This is a genomic window from Streptomyces sp. NPDC052107, from assembly GCF_040680215.1.
Classification (GTDB): domain Bacteria; phylum Actinomycetota; class Actinomycetes; order Streptomycetales; family Streptomycetaceae; genus Streptomyces.
Map to the genome: position 1 here is coordinate 32,224 of NZ_JBFAWG010000042.1, position 14,676 is coordinate 46,899.

17 protein-coding genes are annotated in these 14,676 nt (G+C 72.2%); 8 read left to right on the forward strand and 9 right to left on the reverse strand.

The window, feature by feature from the left end; all coding sequences use genetic code 11:
- Window positions 1–12: 12 nt before the first annotated feature.
- Complete coding sequence (locus AB0M27_RS31355) at window positions 13–471, reverse strand: archease (protein WP_365726634.1); 459 nt, start codon at window positions 469–471, stop codon at window positions 13–15.
- A 224-nt stretch (window positions 472–695) separates the two neighbouring features.
- Between AB0M27_RS31355 and AB0M27_RS31360 the strand changes: the two genes are divergently transcribed.
- A complete protein-coding gene (locus AB0M27_RS31360) occupies window positions 696–1,121 on the forward strand; it encodes a CBS domain-containing protein (protein WP_365726636.1) in 426 nt (141 codons plus the stop codon).
- Window positions 1,122–1,182: 61 nt separating this feature from the next.
- Here AB0M27_RS31360 and AB0M27_RS31365 read toward each other — a convergent pair whose 3' ends face one another.
- The 3 genes from AB0M27_RS31365 to AB0M27_RS31375 are packed head-to-tail and all read right to left on the reverse strand — an operon-like array spanning window position 1,183 to window position 3,478.
- Complete coding sequence (locus AB0M27_RS31365) at window positions 1,183–2,172, reverse strand: acyl-CoA dehydrogenase family protein (protein WP_365726638.1); 990 nt, start codon at window positions 2,170–2,172, stop codon at window positions 1,183–1,185.
- On the reverse strand, window positions 2,172–3,341 hold the full coding sequence (locus tag AB0M27_RS31370; RefSeq protein WP_365726640.1) for an acyl-CoA dehydrogenase family protein: 1,170 nt from the start codon (window positions 3,339–3,341) through the stop codon (window positions 2,172–2,174). The genes AB0M27_RS31365 and AB0M27_RS31370 overlap by 1 nt, the downstream gene beginning before the upstream one ends.
- A complete protein-coding gene (locus AB0M27_RS31375) occupies window positions 3,341–3,478 on the reverse strand; it encodes a hypothetical protein (protein ID WP_365726642.1) in 138 nt (45 codons plus the stop codon). Before AB0M27_RS31375 ends, AB0M27_RS31370 begins: the two co-directional genes overlap by 1 nt.
- Before the next feature lie 78 nt (window positions 3,479–3,556).
- On the opposite strand from AB0M27_RS31375, the gene AB0M27_RS31380 reads away from it, so the two are divergent.
- Genes AB0M27_RS31380 through AB0M27_RS31395 form a run of 4 tightly spaced genes read left to right on the forward strand, consistent with a single transcriptional unit; the run spans window position 3,557 to window position 6,351 of the window.
- Window positions 3,557–3,730: a hypothetical protein gene (locus AB0M27_RS31380; protein WP_365726644.1), complete on the forward strand. Its 174-nt coding sequence runs from the start codon at window positions 3,557–3,559 to the stop codon at window positions 3,728–3,730.
- Window positions 3,727–4,515, forward strand: a complete 789-nt coding sequence (locus tag AB0M27_RS31385; RefSeq protein WP_365726645.1) for an SDR family oxidoreductase — start codon at window positions 3,727–3,729, stop codon at window positions 4,513–4,515. The genes AB0M27_RS31380 and AB0M27_RS31385 overlap by 4 nt, the downstream gene beginning before the upstream one ends.
- 14 nt (window positions 4,516–4,529) lie before the next feature.
- The gene (locus AB0M27_RS31390) at window positions 4,530–5,147 is read left to right on the forward strand and encodes a TetR/AcrR family transcriptional regulator (RefSeq protein ID WP_365726647.1); all 618 of its coding nucleotides are present in this window, start codon (window positions 4,530–4,532) and stop codon (window positions 5,145–5,147) included.
- A gap of 46 nt (window positions 5,148–5,193) precedes the next feature.
- Complete coding sequence (locus AB0M27_RS31395) at window positions 5,194–6,351, forward strand: acetyl-CoA C-acetyltransferase (RefSeq protein ID WP_365726649.1); 1,158 nt, start codon at window positions 5,194–5,196, stop codon at window positions 6,349–6,351.
- Between the two features lie 136 nt (window positions 6,352–6,487).
- Here AB0M27_RS31395 and AB0M27_RS31400 read toward each other — a convergent pair whose 3' ends face one another.
- From AB0M27_RS31400 to AB0M27_RS31415, 4 genes are read right to left on the reverse strand one after another with little or no spacing between them, the layout of a single operon-like run.
- Window positions 6,488–7,534 carry a nitronate monooxygenase gene (locus tag AB0M27_RS31400; protein ID WP_365726703.1) on the reverse strand — a complete coding sequence of 349 codons (1,047 nt, stop codon included), beginning with the start codon at window positions 7,532–7,534 and terminating at the stop codon, window positions 6,488–6,490.
- An 11-nt stretch (window positions 7,535–7,545) separates the two neighbouring features.
- On the reverse strand, window positions 7,546–8,319 hold the full coding sequence (locus AB0M27_RS31405; protein WP_365726651.1) for a CoA-transferase: 774 nt from the start codon (window positions 8,317–8,319) through the stop codon (window positions 7,546–7,548).
- The gene (locus AB0M27_RS31410; RefSeq protein ID WP_365726705.1) at window positions 8,316–9,170 is read right to left on the reverse strand and encodes a CoA-transferase; all 855 of its coding nucleotides are present in this window, start codon (window positions 9,168–9,170) and stop codon (window positions 8,316–8,318) included. Before AB0M27_RS31410 ends, AB0M27_RS31405 begins: the two co-directional genes overlap by 4 nt.
- Window positions 9,171–9,184: 14 nt before the next feature.
- The gene (locus tag AB0M27_RS31415) at window positions 9,185–9,961 is read right to left on the reverse strand and encodes an enoyl-CoA hydratase family protein (protein WP_365726653.1); all 777 of its coding nucleotides are present in this window, start codon (window positions 9,959–9,961) and stop codon (window positions 9,185–9,187) included.
- Between the two features lie 79 nt (window positions 9,962–10,040).
- Here AB0M27_RS31415 and AB0M27_RS31420 point away from each other — a divergent pair, with 79 nt between their 5' ends.
- Together AB0M27_RS31420 and AB0M27_RS31425 are read left to right on the forward strand one after the other, a co-directional pair.
- Window positions 10,041–10,817: an SDR family oxidoreductase gene (locus AB0M27_RS31420; RefSeq protein ID WP_365726655.1), complete on the forward strand. Its 777-nt coding sequence runs from the start codon at window positions 10,041–10,043 to the stop codon at window positions 10,815–10,817.
- 42 nt (window positions 10,818–10,859) lie between these two features.
- Window positions 10,860–11,771 carry an SDR family oxidoreductase gene (locus AB0M27_RS31425; RefSeq protein WP_365726707.1) on the forward strand — a complete coding sequence of 304 codons (912 nt, stop codon included), beginning with the start codon at window positions 10,860–10,862 and terminating at the stop codon, window positions 11,769–11,771.
- 111 nt (window positions 11,772–11,882) lie between these two features.
- Here AB0M27_RS31425 and AB0M27_RS31430 read toward each other — a convergent pair whose 3' ends face one another.
- Window positions 11,883–13,598 (reverse strand): carbohydrate binding domain-containing protein, encoded by a 1,716-nt coding sequence (locus AB0M27_RS31430; RefSeq protein WP_365726657.1) that lies wholly within the window; start codon window positions 13,596–13,598, stop codon window positions 11,883–11,885.
- A 269-nt stretch (window positions 13,599–13,867) separates the two neighbouring features.
- Between AB0M27_RS31430 and msrA the strand changes: the two genes are divergently transcribed.
- Entirely contained in the window at window positions 13,868–14,389 is a 522-nt protein-coding gene (gene msrA / locus AB0M27_RS31435; protein ID WP_365726659.1) for a peptide-methionine (S)-S-oxide reductase MsrA, read from the forward strand.
- The last annotated feature ends 287 nt before the right edge of the window (window positions 14,390–14,676 follow it).

Genomic DNA, 14,676 nt, shown 5'->3' on the forward strand with positions numbered 1-14,676 from the left:
GCGCGGGTGCGGTCACACGTCCACGATCACAGTGCAGGACCATCCGTACGCGTCCGGAGCGATGTGCAACTCCTGCCAGGAGACACCCTTGGGCGCGGCACCGGTGACGGTGACGTCAGCGAGGTCGGCGAGCGACAGCCGTACCGCCAGTCCACCGTCGTGGGTGGGCTCCGCTTCCACGTCGACGGGGATCCGGCCCGCCACCTCCAGCCGGTAGACCACCTCCTCCAGCAGCGCGACCAGCAGGTCCGCGTCGTCGCCGGGGGCCAGACGGACCCGTTCCATGGTGGCCGGATGCGCCTCGGACACATCGGCGAAGGCCTCGACCATGGCGCGCACGGCCTCGGTCAGGCACTGTTCCCGGGTCGTGCCCCAGGCCTGCAGACGGGTGTCCGCGGTGTGCGGCATCGAGCGGTGACCGTTCTCGCCCTCGCGCCGTGCCCGTAGCTCGTCGCTGATGTCACCCACCATGGCCGCCGTGATCCCTTCTCCCGCCCCCCTCGGGTTCCATCGTCACTCGCCGGGCGCGGCGGCGCCATGTCTGCTCCTCACCGCTCGGTGCGGGCAGCGGGTGCGGCCTCGGCCCGCGGAGACCGTGCGGGCCGACGCCGGAAAAGCCGGTTTGCCCGCGCCGTCCCGGGCTACGCGGGCGGTCGAGGCGTACGCCTCACCATCTCGGATCCGGGAGGTGCCCGATGACACGGCGGATACGTGAGGTCATGTCGCCCGGCGCGGTGGCCGTGGAGCCGATGACCACGGTGGAACGGGCGGCGCTCCTCATGCGGGAGCACGACATCGGCGACGTCCTGGTCGCCTACGACTGCGATCTGTTCGGTGTGCTCACCGACCGCGACATCGTGGTGCGGACGCTCGCCGAGGGACTGGACCCGCACACCACCACGGTCGGCAGGGTGTGCAGCCGGCCGCCCGTGCTGACCCTGACACCCGAGGACACAACGGACCACGCCGTCGAGCTGATGCGCCGGCACGGCCTGCGCCGACTGCCCGTCGTGGAACACGGCGGCTGCCCGGTCGGCTTCATCAGCCTCGGCGACCTGGCGGCCGTCGAGGACACGCACTCGGCGCTGGCGGAGATCAGCACGGCGAAACCCAACCACTGAAACGGCGCCGGCCCACGCTCGCTCTTCCGGAAGAACCATGGGGCGACCGGGCGACAGCCGGTCAGGGCGCGAGCACCCGGGCCCGGCAGGCCGACGGTGTGCCCCAGGCGGACCGTAGTGCGCGGGCCTTGCGGATCCACAGGGACAGGTCCAGTTCCTCGGTGTAGCCGAGGGCGCCGTGCAGTTGCAGGGCGGTGCGTGCCGCGGCGTACGCGGCCTCGCAGGCGGTGACCTTCGCCGCGGCGATCTCGCGCCCGGACCCGGCATCCTCCCGCTCCAGCGCCAGTGCGGCGGCGTGGACCAGCGGCTGGGCGAACTCCAGGGCGATCAGTGTATCGGCCAGCCGGTGCTTGACCGCCTGGAAGGAGCCGATGGCGACCCCGAACTGCCTGCGCTGCCGGGTGTATTCGACGGTCCGGTCCAGCAGGGCGCGGCCCAGTCCGAGGGCCTGTGCGGCGGTGGTCAGCGCCGCGACCTCGGCGGCGTGCGCGGCCGCGACGGCGACGGCCGGTCCCCGGGCCGGCACGGTGCCGCCGAGCGGGCGGGCCGGCCGCCGGGCCGGGTCGAGCGAGCGCTGTACGGGACCGTGCGCCTCGGCCCGGCGCAGGGTGTCGCCCTCGACGACGAACACCGCGTCGGCGGTGTCCGCGTCCAGGGCATAGGGGCTGTGGGGGGAGAGCAGGCACACGGTGGCGACGACCTTGCCGGTGGCGATCCCCGGCAGCCATGCCGCAGCCGTCGTCGCGTCACCCAGACGGTCCAGAAGGGCCGCCGCCGCGACTGTCTCCGCCAGCGGGCCCGGCACCGCGTGGCGGCCCAACTCCACGAATGCGACGGCCAGTTCAACCGGAAGTACGCCCAGGCCGGCGTACCGCTGCGGTACCGCGAGCGCGAACACCCCGGCCTCGGCCAGCCTGGTCCACAGAGCGCGGCCGGGCTCGGTGTCCCCGGCGGCCCAGGACCGTACGACGGCCGGTGTGCCCGCCGCCGTCAGCAGGGCGTCCAGTGAGCGGGCGAAGTCGCGCTGCTCGGCGTCGAGGAGGAAGCGCATCACCGGCGTCCCTTCGGCAGGCCGAGCAGCCGCTCGGCGATGATGTCGCGCTGGATCTCGTTGGTGCCCGCGTAGAGGGGGCCGGCCAGGGAGAAGACATAACCCTCGGCCCAGGCGCCGTCCGCGGGCGCGTCCGCGGCGTCGTCGGCGAGGTCGCCGGAGGGGCCGAGCAGGTCGAGGGCGGTCTCGTGCAGGGCGATGTCCAGCTCGGACCAGAACACCTTGTTGAGGCTCGATTCCGCGCCGATCGAGCCCCCCGCCGCCAGGCGCGAGGCGGCCGCGTAGGTGAACAACTCGTAGGCGCGGGCGCCGATCACCGCATCGGCGACCCGGTCGCGCAGCGCGGTGTCGGACGGGTCGGCGGCGGAGCGCCACAGCGTGGTGAGGCGGGCCGCGGCGGCCGTGAAGCGGCCGGGGCTGCGCAGGGTGAGCCCGCGCTCGTTGCCCGCCGTGCTCATCGCCACCCGCCAGCCCTGTCCGGGCTCGCCGATGACGTCCGCGTCGGGCACGAAGACCTCGTCGAGGAAGAGTTCGGCGAAGGCGGGCTTGCCGTCGAGTCGCCCGATGGGCCGTACCGTCACCCCCTCCGCGTCCAGCGGGAACATCAGGTAGGTCAGCCCTTGGTGCGGCCGGTCGGCGGCCGGGCCGCTGCGGAACAGCCCGAAGGCGCGGTCGGCGAACGCCGCCCGCGACGACCAGGTCTTCTGGCCGCTCAGGCGCCAGCCGCCGTCGGTGCGCACGGCCGTGGAGCGCAGCGAGGCGAGGTCGGAGCCCGACTCCGGCTCGGACCAGGCCTGGGCCCAGATCACCTCGCCGCTCGCCATGGACGGCAGGACGCGCGCGCACTGCTCCGGTGTGCCGTGCTCGAAGAGGGTGGGCGCGAGGAGGTTGATGCCGTTCTGGCTGACCCGGCCGGGCGCATCGGCCGTGTAGTACTCCTCCTCGAAGATCAGCCACTGAAGGATCGAGGCGTTCCGGCCGCCGTACTCCTCGGGCCAGGAGACCACCGACCAGCGGTCGGCGAACAGGGTGCGCTCCCAGTCCCGGTGGGCCGCGAACCCCTCCGCCGTCTCCAGCGAGGGCAGCGGGATGCCGGGCACATGGTCGGCGAGCCAGGCGCGGGCCTCGGCACGGAAGGCGTCGTCCGCGGCGGAGAAGTCGAGGTCCATCAGCTGCCGGCCTCCTGGATGCCGTTCATCGCATGCACGTCCATGCCGCCGAGCGGGTCCTTGGCGGTCTCGGCGTTGGGGGCGTGCGCGAGGTGGTACAGCACGGGCTCCGTAGGCGCGGTGCGGGCAGCGGACATCCGCCCTCCTTCCCTAACAAGTGTTTGGTAGGTTAACCTGACGGCCCGTCAGTCGTCGAGAGGCGTCCGGAGCCGCCCATGAGCAGCGTCGAGGAGTTCCGCACCGAGGACCGCGCCTGGCTGCGGGGCGCTCGGACCGGCGCGTTCACGGGTCTGCGCGGACGCGGCGGGGAGAACCAGCACGGTGCGGAGACCCAGCGCCCGATCATCGCCGAGCGTGTCCTCGGCCTGCCGAAGGAGGCCCGCCCGTGACCACGCCCCCGCCGCCGTACGTTCCCGGGCACGCCCTCCTGCACGGCCGTACCGCCGTGGTCACCGCCGCCGCGGGCGCCGGCATCGGAGGTGCGACCGCGCGCCGGCTGCTGGAGGAGGGCGCCCGCGTCGTGCTCTCCGACGCCCATGCCCGCAGGCTCAAGGAGTCGGAGGCGGCGCTGGCCGCGGAGTTCGGTGCGGACCGCGTCGCGGCACTGCCCTGCGACGTCACCGACGAGGACCAGGTCGCCGCGCTCTTCGACTTCGTGGCGGAGCGGCACGGGCGCCTGGACGTCGTCGTCAACAACGCCGGACTCGGCGGCACCGCCGACCTGGTCGAGATGACAGACGAGCAGTGGGACAAGGTCCTCGACGTCACCCTCTCCGGCACCTTCCGCTGCACCCGCGCCGCGCTGCGCCGGATGAAGGCGGCGGGCGTCGGGGGCGTCGTCGTCAACAACGCCTCGGTGATCGGCTGGCGGGCACAGCGGGGCCAGGCACACTACGCCGCCGCCAAGGCCGGGGTCATGGCCCTCACCCGCTGCGCCGCCGTGGAGGCCGCGGAGTACGGGGTGCGGGTGAACGCCGTCTCGCCCAGCCTCGCCATGCACCCGCACCTGGTGAAGGTCACCACGCCTGAACTGCTGGAGGAACTGACCGCCCGCGAGGCGTTCGGCCGCTGGGCCGAGCCGTGGGAGGTGGCCAACGTCATCGTCTTCCTGGCCAGCGGCTACTCCTCGTACCTGACCGGCGAGGTCCTGTCCGTCAGCAGCCAGCACGCCTGAACCGAGACCGACCGGTGTCGAAGCGGAGCAGCGAGAAGACCACGGCGGGCCCCTCGCCCGAGCGGCGCGAGGAACTGCTGGCGACCGCCGCCGAGGTGTTCACCGCGCAGGGCTACACCGCCACCACCGTCCGTCGGATCACGGACGCCGTCGGGATGCTCGCGGGCAGCCTCTGCCACCACTTCGACTCCAAGGTGTCGATGCTCGACGAGATCCTCTCGACCTTTCTGGACGTGCTGGGGGGCCGCTACGAGGCCGTACTCGCCTCCGGGCTCGGCCCCCGGGAGACGACCGAGGCCCTCGTCACCGAGTCCTTCCGCGGGATCGGCCGGAGCCGGGCCGCCGTCGCCATCTACCAGAAGGAGCCCAGGCACCTGGTGAACCAGCCGCGTTTCCACTACCTCGCCGACGCGCGGTCCCGCTTCGAGAAGGCATGGCTGGGAACCCTGGAGCGCGGAGTGGCCGCCGAGGTCTTCCGCGCCGACCTCGACGTCCGGCTCACCTACCGCTTCGTGCGCGACACCGCGTGGGTCGCCGCGTCCTGGTACCGGCCGGGCGGACGGCACGGCCCGGAGGAGATCGCCCGCCAGTACCTGTCGATGGTGCTGGAGGGCATCGCCGTGCGCGCATGAGACCGCGGACATCACCGATCCCCGGACCCGATCCCAAGGAGTGGCCATGGCCGAGGCATACATCGTCGAAGCGGTTCGCACCCCGGTCGGCAGGCGCGGAGGCGGGCTCGCCGCCGTCCACCCGGCCGATCTCGGCGCCCATGTATTGACGGCGCTGATCCAGCGCTCGGGCGTCGACCCGGCCGCCGTCGAGGACGTCGTCCTCGGCTGCCTGGACACCGTCGGCCCGCAGGCCGGCGACATCGCCCGCACCTGCTGGCTGGCCGCCGGGCTGCCCGAGGAGGTGCCGGGCGTGACGGTGGACCGCCAGTGCGGCTCATCCCAGCAGGCCCTGCACTTCGCCGCGCAAGGCGTGCTCTCGGGCACCCAGGACCTGGTCGTCGCGGGCGGTGTGCAGAACATGTCGATGATCCCGATCGCCTTCGCCACCCGCCAGGCCGCCGAACCCCTCGGGCTCACCCAGGGCCCCTACGCCGGCTCCGAGGGCTGGCGGGCCCGCTACGGCGACCGGCCGGTCAACCAGTTCGCCGGCGCCGAGATGATCGCCGACAGGTGGGGCATCTCCCGCCGCGACATGGAGGAGTTCGCGCTGCGCTCCCATCGGCGGGCCGTCCGCGCCATCGACGAGGGCCGCTTCGACCGCGAACTCGCCCCCTACGGCGAGGTGACCACCGACGAGGGCCCCCGCCGTGACACCACGCTGGAGAAGATGGCGGGACTGAAGCCGGTGGTCGAAGGCGGCCGGCTCACCGCCGCCGTCTCCTCCCAGGTCTCCGACGGCGCCTCCGCCCTGCTGATCGCGAGCGAACGAGCCGTACGGGAGCACGGCCTGACGCCCCGCGCCCGCATCCACCACCTCTCGGTGCGCGGCGAGGACCCCATCCGGATGCTGTCCGCGCCGATACCGGCCACGGCGTACGCCCTGAAGAAGTCCGGGATGACCCTCGCCGACATCGACCTCGTGGAGATCAACGAGGCCTTCGCCTCCGTGGTGCTCGCCTGGCTGAAGGAGACCGGAGCCGACCCGGACAAGGTCAACGTCAACGGCGGCGCCATCGCCCTCGGCCACCCTCTGGGCGCCACCGGCACCAAGCTCATGACCACGCTGCTGCACGAGTTGGAGCGCACCGGCGGACGCTTCGGCCTGCAGACGATGTGCGAGGGCGGCGGGCAGGCCAACGTCACCATCGTCGAGCGGCTCTGACACCGCCGGTCCGCCGCCTGCGGCCGGCCACGGCGAGGGTGGTTGGCGGCAGACGGCGGCGACGCAGATCGCCACCCCGGTCGGCCGGCGGCGGAAACGGGCAGCGCGCAGCGGATCAACTCCCCCGGGTGGACGGCTACGCCCGGGGCAGTCCGTGGAGCGTGGCCCGGGCCTGCGTCATGATCCGGTCGACGAGCTCTGCGCAGGACGGCAGGTCGTCGATCAGGCCGACGACCTGACCGGAGGCCATCACGCCGACGTCGGTCCGGCCCTCGACCATCGACGCCTTGAGCAGCATCGGGGTGTTGGCGGCCAGCAGGACCTGACTCCAGGTCAGCTCCTTGCCGTGCTTCATCGCCAGGCCGTCGTGGACCATCCGCGCCCAGCTCATGCCGGACAACGCTTTGAAGGACGCGGCGTGCCGTACGGCACGCAGCAGCGCCCTCGCCCGGCCCGCGCGTTCGAGGGAGTCGACCAGCTCCGTGCGCAGCATCCGGTGGGGGAGTCCGTCGACCTTGGTCGTGACGGTGACGTCGTCCACCGCGGCCGCCAGGTACCGGGCCTTGACCGCGTCGGGCACGGTGCTCTCGGAGGTGAGCAGGAAGCGGGTGCCCATGGCGATCCCGGCGGCACCGTAGGCGAGCGCGGCGACCAGACCGCGGCCGTCGTGGAAGCCGCCGGCCGCGATCACCGGGATGTCCACGGCGTCCACGACCTGGGGGAGCAGGACGGTGGTGGCGACCTTCCCGGTGTGCCCGCCGCCCTCCCCGCCCTGCACCACCACCGCGTCGGCGCCCCACGCGGCGACCTTCTCGGCGTGCCGCCGCGCGCCGATGGACGGAATGACGACCACGCCGGCGTTCTTGAGCCGGGCGATCAGCTCCCGGGAGGGCGCGAGCGCGAACGAGGCGACCTTCACCCCCTCCTCGATGATGATCCGCACCCGCTCGCCCGCGTCCGAGGCGTCCGCCCGCAGATTGACCCCGAACGGCGCGTCGGTACGGGACTTGACCTCGCGGACCGCCGCACGGAGCCGGTCGGTCGTCATGGTGGCCGAGGCGAGGATCCCGAGCGCGCCGGCGTCGGCGGTGGCCGACACCAGACGGGGACCGGCCACCCAGCCCATGCCCGTCTGCACGATGGGGTGCCGTACACCGACCAGCTCCGTCAGCGGGGTGGCGATCGCGACGTCGTTCACGCGGGCACCTCGCGCTCGCGCAGCGCCGTCGGGTCGATGGCCTCGCGGATCAACCGCAGCTCCGCGGCGGTGGGTTCCCGGGTGTACGGCACCTCGTCCGGGACGTGGAGCGGGAAGCCGGTGGCCTCGACGACCTGCCCGACAGTGACCCCGGGGTGCAGCGAGCGCAGCCGCATCGTCAGGTCGGGTGCGGGGAAGTCGAAGACGCCCAGGTCGCTGACTACGCCTGCGATGCGGTGGTGGCGGGACGCGGAGGGACCGGCCGCGGCGGCACGGTCGTAACCGACGCCGCACACCATGTCCACCCGCTCGACGAACACCCGCTTCGAGTGGCGCGGCACCCAGTAACTGGTCGGATTGTTGAGGGTGTTGACGGGGGCACCGCGTACGCCCAGCAACTGTCGGGTGGGCCTGGCCCAGTCGCCGATGCAGGAGATGTTCTGGTTGCCGTACCGGTCGAGCTGGCTCGCGCCCATCATCACATGCCGGCGCCCGGTCGCGACCAGGGCGAGGTGCTGCCGGTACGGCAGCCAGCCCTCGACCACCTCGGCCCGGGCACCCACCGCCGGGACGTCACCGATCAGCAGTGCCTCGCCGTCGGTCAGCAGCAGGTCGGAGGAGAAGGTCAGCTTCGCCAGCCGGGCCCCGATCGTCGGGACGGTGCCCATCGGACTGGCCAGGACCTCCCCCGCGTCGCGCCAGACCTCGGCGCAGGCCACCACGCAGTACTCGGCGCGCGTCACCGCCGTCGTCGTACGGGTGCCGGTCATGCCGCCGTCTCCTCCTCGTGGAACGCCGCCACCGCGGCCTGGTACGCGTCCTCGTCGCCGGACAGGAACCGCTCGGCGAAGGCCCGCCAGGTCTCCGGGTCGCGGGCGGCCCGTGCGTAGGCCCGCTGGAACACCTCGTCACGGTCGTGGTCGGGCGCACAGGAGGTGAAATGGGCACCGTTCGAGGTCTCCACGACGCCGTTCACGAACGCGCGCTTGACCAGGAGGGTCTGCGGCCCGGCGTCCTTGAGCAGGTCCGCGCTGTCCACGATCCGCTCGCAGGAGACGTAGGCGGCGTCGGCCGCCTCGCAGAACAGGTCGTCGAAGTACGGGTCGGGGCCGAGGTACTGGGCGTTGCCGTGCACGTCCGCGCGGTTGAGGTGTACGAGCGCGACATCCAGGCGAAGGGCCGGTACGGCGACGAGCTCCTCGCCGTCCTCGTACGGCGAACGCACGGTCCGCAGACGGGGGTTGACCCTCATCACGTCGGATCCGAGACCGGCCCGGACCGGCATGAAGGGCAGCCGGTGCGCGGCCGCCGTCAGTCCCCACATGAACATGGCCTCGTCCAGCTCCACCAGTTCCAGCGCGCCGCGCTGCCGGGCCGCCGTGAAGTGCGGCTCCAGGGGGATGGAGTCGAGGGTGGCGAAGGCCGCGACCAGCGTGCGGATCCTTCCCGCGGCGGCCAGCAGCCCGACGTCCGGGCCGCCGTAGGACACGACGGTCAGGTCGGTGACGTCCGAGCGCAGCAGCGCCCGCACCAGTGCCATGGGCTTGCGCCTCGAACCCCAGCCGCCGATGCCGATCGTCATGCCGCTCTCCAGCCGGCCGACGACCTCCTCGGCGGTCATCGTCTTGTCCCTGCTCACGACTGCTGCTCCTGGTCCGTGCCGACGGTGTCCCGGTCCGTGCCGAAGGTGTCGCGGACCCGGTCGGCGACACCGCTGAGATTGGCCTCGAAGGTGAAGCCCTGCTCGAAGCGGTAGCTGCGGCGCACGTCGACCGGGTCGATGCCGTTGATCGCCGCCTTGGCCAGCCGGATCAAGGACCCGTCCTTGGCGGCGATCTGCCGCGCCAACTCCAGTGCGGTGTCGTGGAGTTGTGCGCGCGGGACCACCCGCCACACCGAGCCGTGCCGGTGCAGTTCCGCGGCGGTGACGGTGCGCGAGGTGTAGTACAGGGCCCGCATCAGGTGCTGGGGCACCAGCCGGAGGAGATGGGTGGCCGCGCCCAGGGCGCCGCGGTCCAGCTCGGGCAGGCCGAACACCGCGTCGTCGGCGGCGACGATCGCGTCCGCGTTTCCGGCCAGCCCGATTCCGCCGCCCAGACAGAAGCCCTGTACGGCGGCGACCACCGGGACCGCGCAGTCGTACACCGCGGCGAACGCCTCGTAGCAGCCGCGGTTGGCGCCGATGAGGGCCTCGTGCCCGGCCGTGCGCTGCATCTCCTTGATGTCGACACCGGCGTTGAAACCGCGGCCCTCGGCCGTGAGCAGCACGCACCGGACCTCCGGGTCGGCGCCGGCGGCACGCACGGAGTCGGCCAGTTCGTACCAGCCGCGCACGGGAAGGGCGTTGACCGGCGGGAAGTCCACGGTGACGACGGCGATGCCCTCTTCGGGGACGGAGGTGGAGACACCCATGAGCCAATCAGCTACCTTTCCACCAAACGTTTGTTAGGTGTGAAGGTAGCAGCGGAGTGCGCGCTGCGGGAGGTGTCAGGTGGCGGCGATCATCGATCTCACCGGATGCGTCACGGTGGTCACCGGTGGAACGCGGGGCGTCGGTGCCGGAATCGCCCGGGCGTTCCTGGAGGCCGGCGCGGACGTCGTGACCTGTGCGCGCCGGCCCCCGGACGAGCCGGTCGAGGCGGCCGGCCGCACGGCTCGCTTCCTCCCCGTCGACCTGCGCGACGCCGACGCGGTCGCCGCCGTCTTCGAGCGGCTGCGGAGGGAGTACGGCCGCCTCGACACCCTCGTCAACAACGCCGGGGGAACCCCCTTTCGGATGCTCGGCGAGGGCGGAGCCGGACGGCATGCCCGGGTCGTCGAGCTGAACCTCCTCGCCCCTCTCACCGCGTCGCTCGCCGCGTACGAGGTGATGCGTGGTCAGCGCGGCGGAGGGTCGATCGTGATGATCGGCAGCGTCAGCGGAACGCGTCCGTCACCGGGCACCGCGGCGTACGGCGCGGCGAAGGCCGGGCTGGAGGGCCTCGCCCGCTCCATGGCCGTGGAATGGGCGCCACGCGTGCGGGTCAACACGGTTGTCCCCGGCATGGTCCGCACCGAACTGTCGCACCTGCACTACGGGGACGAGGACGGCATCGCCGCCGTCGCCCGCACCGTCCCGCTCGGCCGCCTCGCCATGCCCGAGGACATCGGCGACGCCTGCGTGTTCCTCGCCTCCGAGCGAGCCTCCTACATCAGCGGGGCGAGCCTGCACGTCCACGGTGGAGGGGAGCGCCCCGCGTTCCTCGACGCCGCCGGTGTCAACAAGTAGCACCCCCCGCGACACTCGACGAAAGGACCTCCACCCATGACCGTGACCGGACTGTGCACCGGACGCGTGGCCGTCGTCACCGGCGCGGGCCGCGGCCTGGGCCGTGCCCACGCACTCGCCTTCGCCGCCGAGGGAGCCAAAGTGGTCGTCAACGACCTCGGTGTCGGCCTCGACGGCACGGGCGGGACCGCAGGACCGGCTCAGGGGGTCGTCGACGAGATCCGCGCGCTCGGCGGTGAGGCGGTCGCGCACGGAGGCGACATCGCCACGACCGAGGGCGCGGCCTCCCTCGTCGCCACCGCCGTCGACACCTTCGGCCGCCTGGACACCCTGGTCAACAACGCCGGGTTCCTGCGGGACCGCATGCTCCTCAACCTCGACGAGGACGCCTGGGACGCGGTCGTGCGCGTCCACCTCAAGGGCCACTTCCTGCCGCTCAGGCACGCCGCCGCGCACTGGCGTGCCGAGGCGAAGGCGGGCCGCGTGCCCGAGGCACGGGTGATCAACACCAGCTCCGGAGCAGGGCTGCTGGGCAGCGTCGGCCAGGGCAACTACTCCGCCGCCAAGGCCGGGATCGTCGGCCTGACCCTGGTCGCCGCCGCCGAACTGGGCCGCTACGGCGTCCAGGTCAACGCCATCGCCCCGGCCGCCCGGACCCGGATGACCGAGCGGACCTTCGCCGAGACCATGGCCGTCCCGGAGGACGGCGGCTTCGACGCCATGGCCCCGGCGAACGTCTCCCCGCTCGTCGTCTGGCTCGGCTCCGCCGCCTCAGCCGGGGTGACGGGCCGGGTCTTCGAGACCGAGGGCGGCCGCATCACCGTCATGGAAGGCTGGCACCCGGGCCCGACCACCGACAAGGGTGCCCGGTGGACCCCGAGGGAGGCGGGCGAGGCAACCCTGAAACTCCTCGCCGAGACACAGGCCCCACGGCCGGTGTACGGCGCCCGGTAGCCCCTGACGCACCCGTCAGCACCCCCGGGCCCGCCCCGCCGGCGCCGGTGCGCGCGGCGCACTGCCTCTGCTGGAGGAGTGCGCCGCACGCGTGAGGGATCGGGATGGTGCCTAGCCGAGGGTGAAGTCGTCGGCGTGGACGTCGGACTGGCCGTACCAGCCGTGGACGTACACGGTGACGGTTCCGCTGCTGCCCGTCGTGAAGTTGACGGTCAGCTGGTTCCAACTCGTGCTGTTCGACCAGGTGCTGGCGGTGGCGCCGCCGCTGACCCCGAGGTAGGCGTAGGGGCCCTGGACCCAGCCGGTGAGCGTGTAGCTGTGGTTGGGGGACAGGGTGACGGTCTGGTCGCATTCGCCGGTGCTGCTGGAGCTCGGGGTGACCTGGAGGGCGTGGCTGCCGCTGTGGGCCGGGCTGGATACCACCGTGCTGCCGCCCGTGCAGGTCCAGGGGCTCAGGCCGCCCGTCTCGAAGCCGGCATTGGTCAGCGAGCCCCCGCCACCGCCTCCGCCACCTCCGCTCGAGGTGACGGTCAGCGTGTAGGTCGCGCTGTGGCTGCCGCCGGCGGCGCTGCCGGTGACGGTGATCGGGTAGGTGCCCGCGGCCACGGACGAGCCGACCGTCGCCGTCAGCGTCGAGGTGCCGCCGGATGTCACGGTCGCGGGGCTGAAGGAGACGCCGACGCCGGACGGCGCGCCGGAGGCGGACAGGGTGACGGATTCGGCGCTGCCGGAGGTGACGGCCGTGGCGACGGTCGCGGTCGCGGAACCGCCCTGGGCGACCGAGGCGGAGCCCGGTGACAGGGACAAGGAGAAGTCACTCGTCGTGCCTCCGCCGCCGCCCGAGCTGCCCTCGTAGGGCACGAACGCGTCTGTGAACGCGAGGCTGTTCTGGCTGATCTCGCTGCACGTGGGCAGCGAGTTGGCGCTTCCGCTGCACGGCTGGTCACGGTTGACGGACCAGAAGGCGAGCCGTCCGACACCGTTCTGCGCGGCGAAGTTCTCCACGGTCCGGGCGTCGGCCAGGGTGAACGTCGAACCGTCGTCGTTCTTGCCGATCATCGGGGTGATCCCGAGGTCGGCGTAGGTGTAACCGGAGTCGACGGACTGCATCTGCGCCAGCGTGGCCTTGGCCGCGTCGATCGCGCCCTGGCCCATCTCGGTGCCGGTGCCGGCGTAGTAGTCCATGGCCATGATGTTGACCACATCGATCTTGACGCCCGCGTTCTTGGCGGCCTTGAGGATGTTGACGCCGTCGTTGGTCAGGCCGCTGGTCAGCACCGGCAGGGTCATGGAGAACTGCAGGCCGGGGTTGGACGCCTTGAGATCCTTCATCGCCTGCATCTGGCGGGCCGCTGCCGCGGTGTCCGCCACGGCGGCGCCCTCGACGTCGAAGTCGAGCCGGGTGACGCCGTAGTCGCTGATGAGGGCCTGGTACCCGGCGTCGATGCTGCTCTGGGTGGAGCACGTCCAGGCGAGCGGTTCGCCGCTCGCCCCGCCGGAGGAAATGATGACGGAGGCGCCCTCGGACTTCGCCTTGGCTATCTCGGGGTCGGTGTAGGAGTCGTTGCCGACGGGGAGGGTGTCGCCCCAGATCTGGTTGCAGCCCTCGCCGAGCACGAACGCCGCGGTGTAGGCCTTGAGCTGGTGTCCGGTGATGGCGGTGTCGAGGAGTCCCTCCTGACTGTTGGACATGTCGACGTAGGGAGCCACGGAGTAGACGCTGCTCGCCGCCGCCGCGGCGCTGCCGGCCGGGGCCAGAGTGACGACGGCGCCGGTGGCCGCGAGGGCGAGCGCGCAGGCGGAAGCCGCAGATCTTGCCAGGTGCATGACAGTGCCCCTTCCGGGGATGCCTCGGGCGTGGAGTGGTGGGGTGGTGCCGTGATGTCGTGCGGGGCCGAGTTGGTACATACCAAAGCGCCAGTGAGTCACCTCGTCAAGAGGACTAGACCAACTCGGCCCATCCGGATTTCCGATGCCCGGGACCGCGTGGGGGTGCCTGACCTGAAGGTTGGTCGCGCGCGGGTCGTATTAGGCTGGGTGACCGTGTAACCGGCACGTCGACGACCGCGCCGGGTCCGAGCTTCAGGGAGTGACCGATGACCGTGGGAACCGAGCGGGCCGTCCTGGCAGGCGGTTGTTTCTGGGGCATGCAGGATCTGGTCCGAAAGCAGCCGGGCGTGGTGTCCACACGCGTCGGCTACAGCGGCGGTGACACGCCGAACGCCACGTACCGCGATCACGGTGACCACGCCGAGGCCATCGAGATCCTCTTCGATCCCACGGTGACGAGTTACCGGGACATCCTGGAGTTCTTCTTCCAGATCCACGATCCGACCACGCGGGACCGCCAGGGCAACGACATCGGGCGCAGCTACCGGTCCGCCATCTTCTACGCCGACGAGGAACAGCACGGCGTCGCCGAGGACACCATCGCGGACGTCGAGGCGAGCGGGCTGTGGCCGGGCAAGGTGGTCACGGAGGTGGAGCCCGTGGGCGACTTCTGGGAGGCCGAGCCCGAGCACCAGGACTACCTGGAGCGCTACCCCAACGGCTACACGTGCCACTTCCCGCGCCCGAACTGGAAGCTGCCGCGGCGAGAGTCGTCCACGACGGACTGAGCGGAGGTCAGGGGCGGGGCCCCATGTCGTCCCCGTTCGTGACAGCAAGCACCCGCACGGCCGCACTCCGACCTTCTCGATCGGTCCTGGAGCCGCGGCCGTGGCCGGGTTGAGGACCGACCCTCACCGCCTCTGAGGCCGCCGCAGCTCCTGGCAGTGGCCCGGACGGCTGTGAGGTGTTCGCAGTGCCGGCACGAATCCGACGAGGGCCGGCGCGCCCATGCCGATGGCGTCAGCGACGCGACGCAGCGGGCAACACCCGGGGTCCATGCTGGGAGTGAACATGG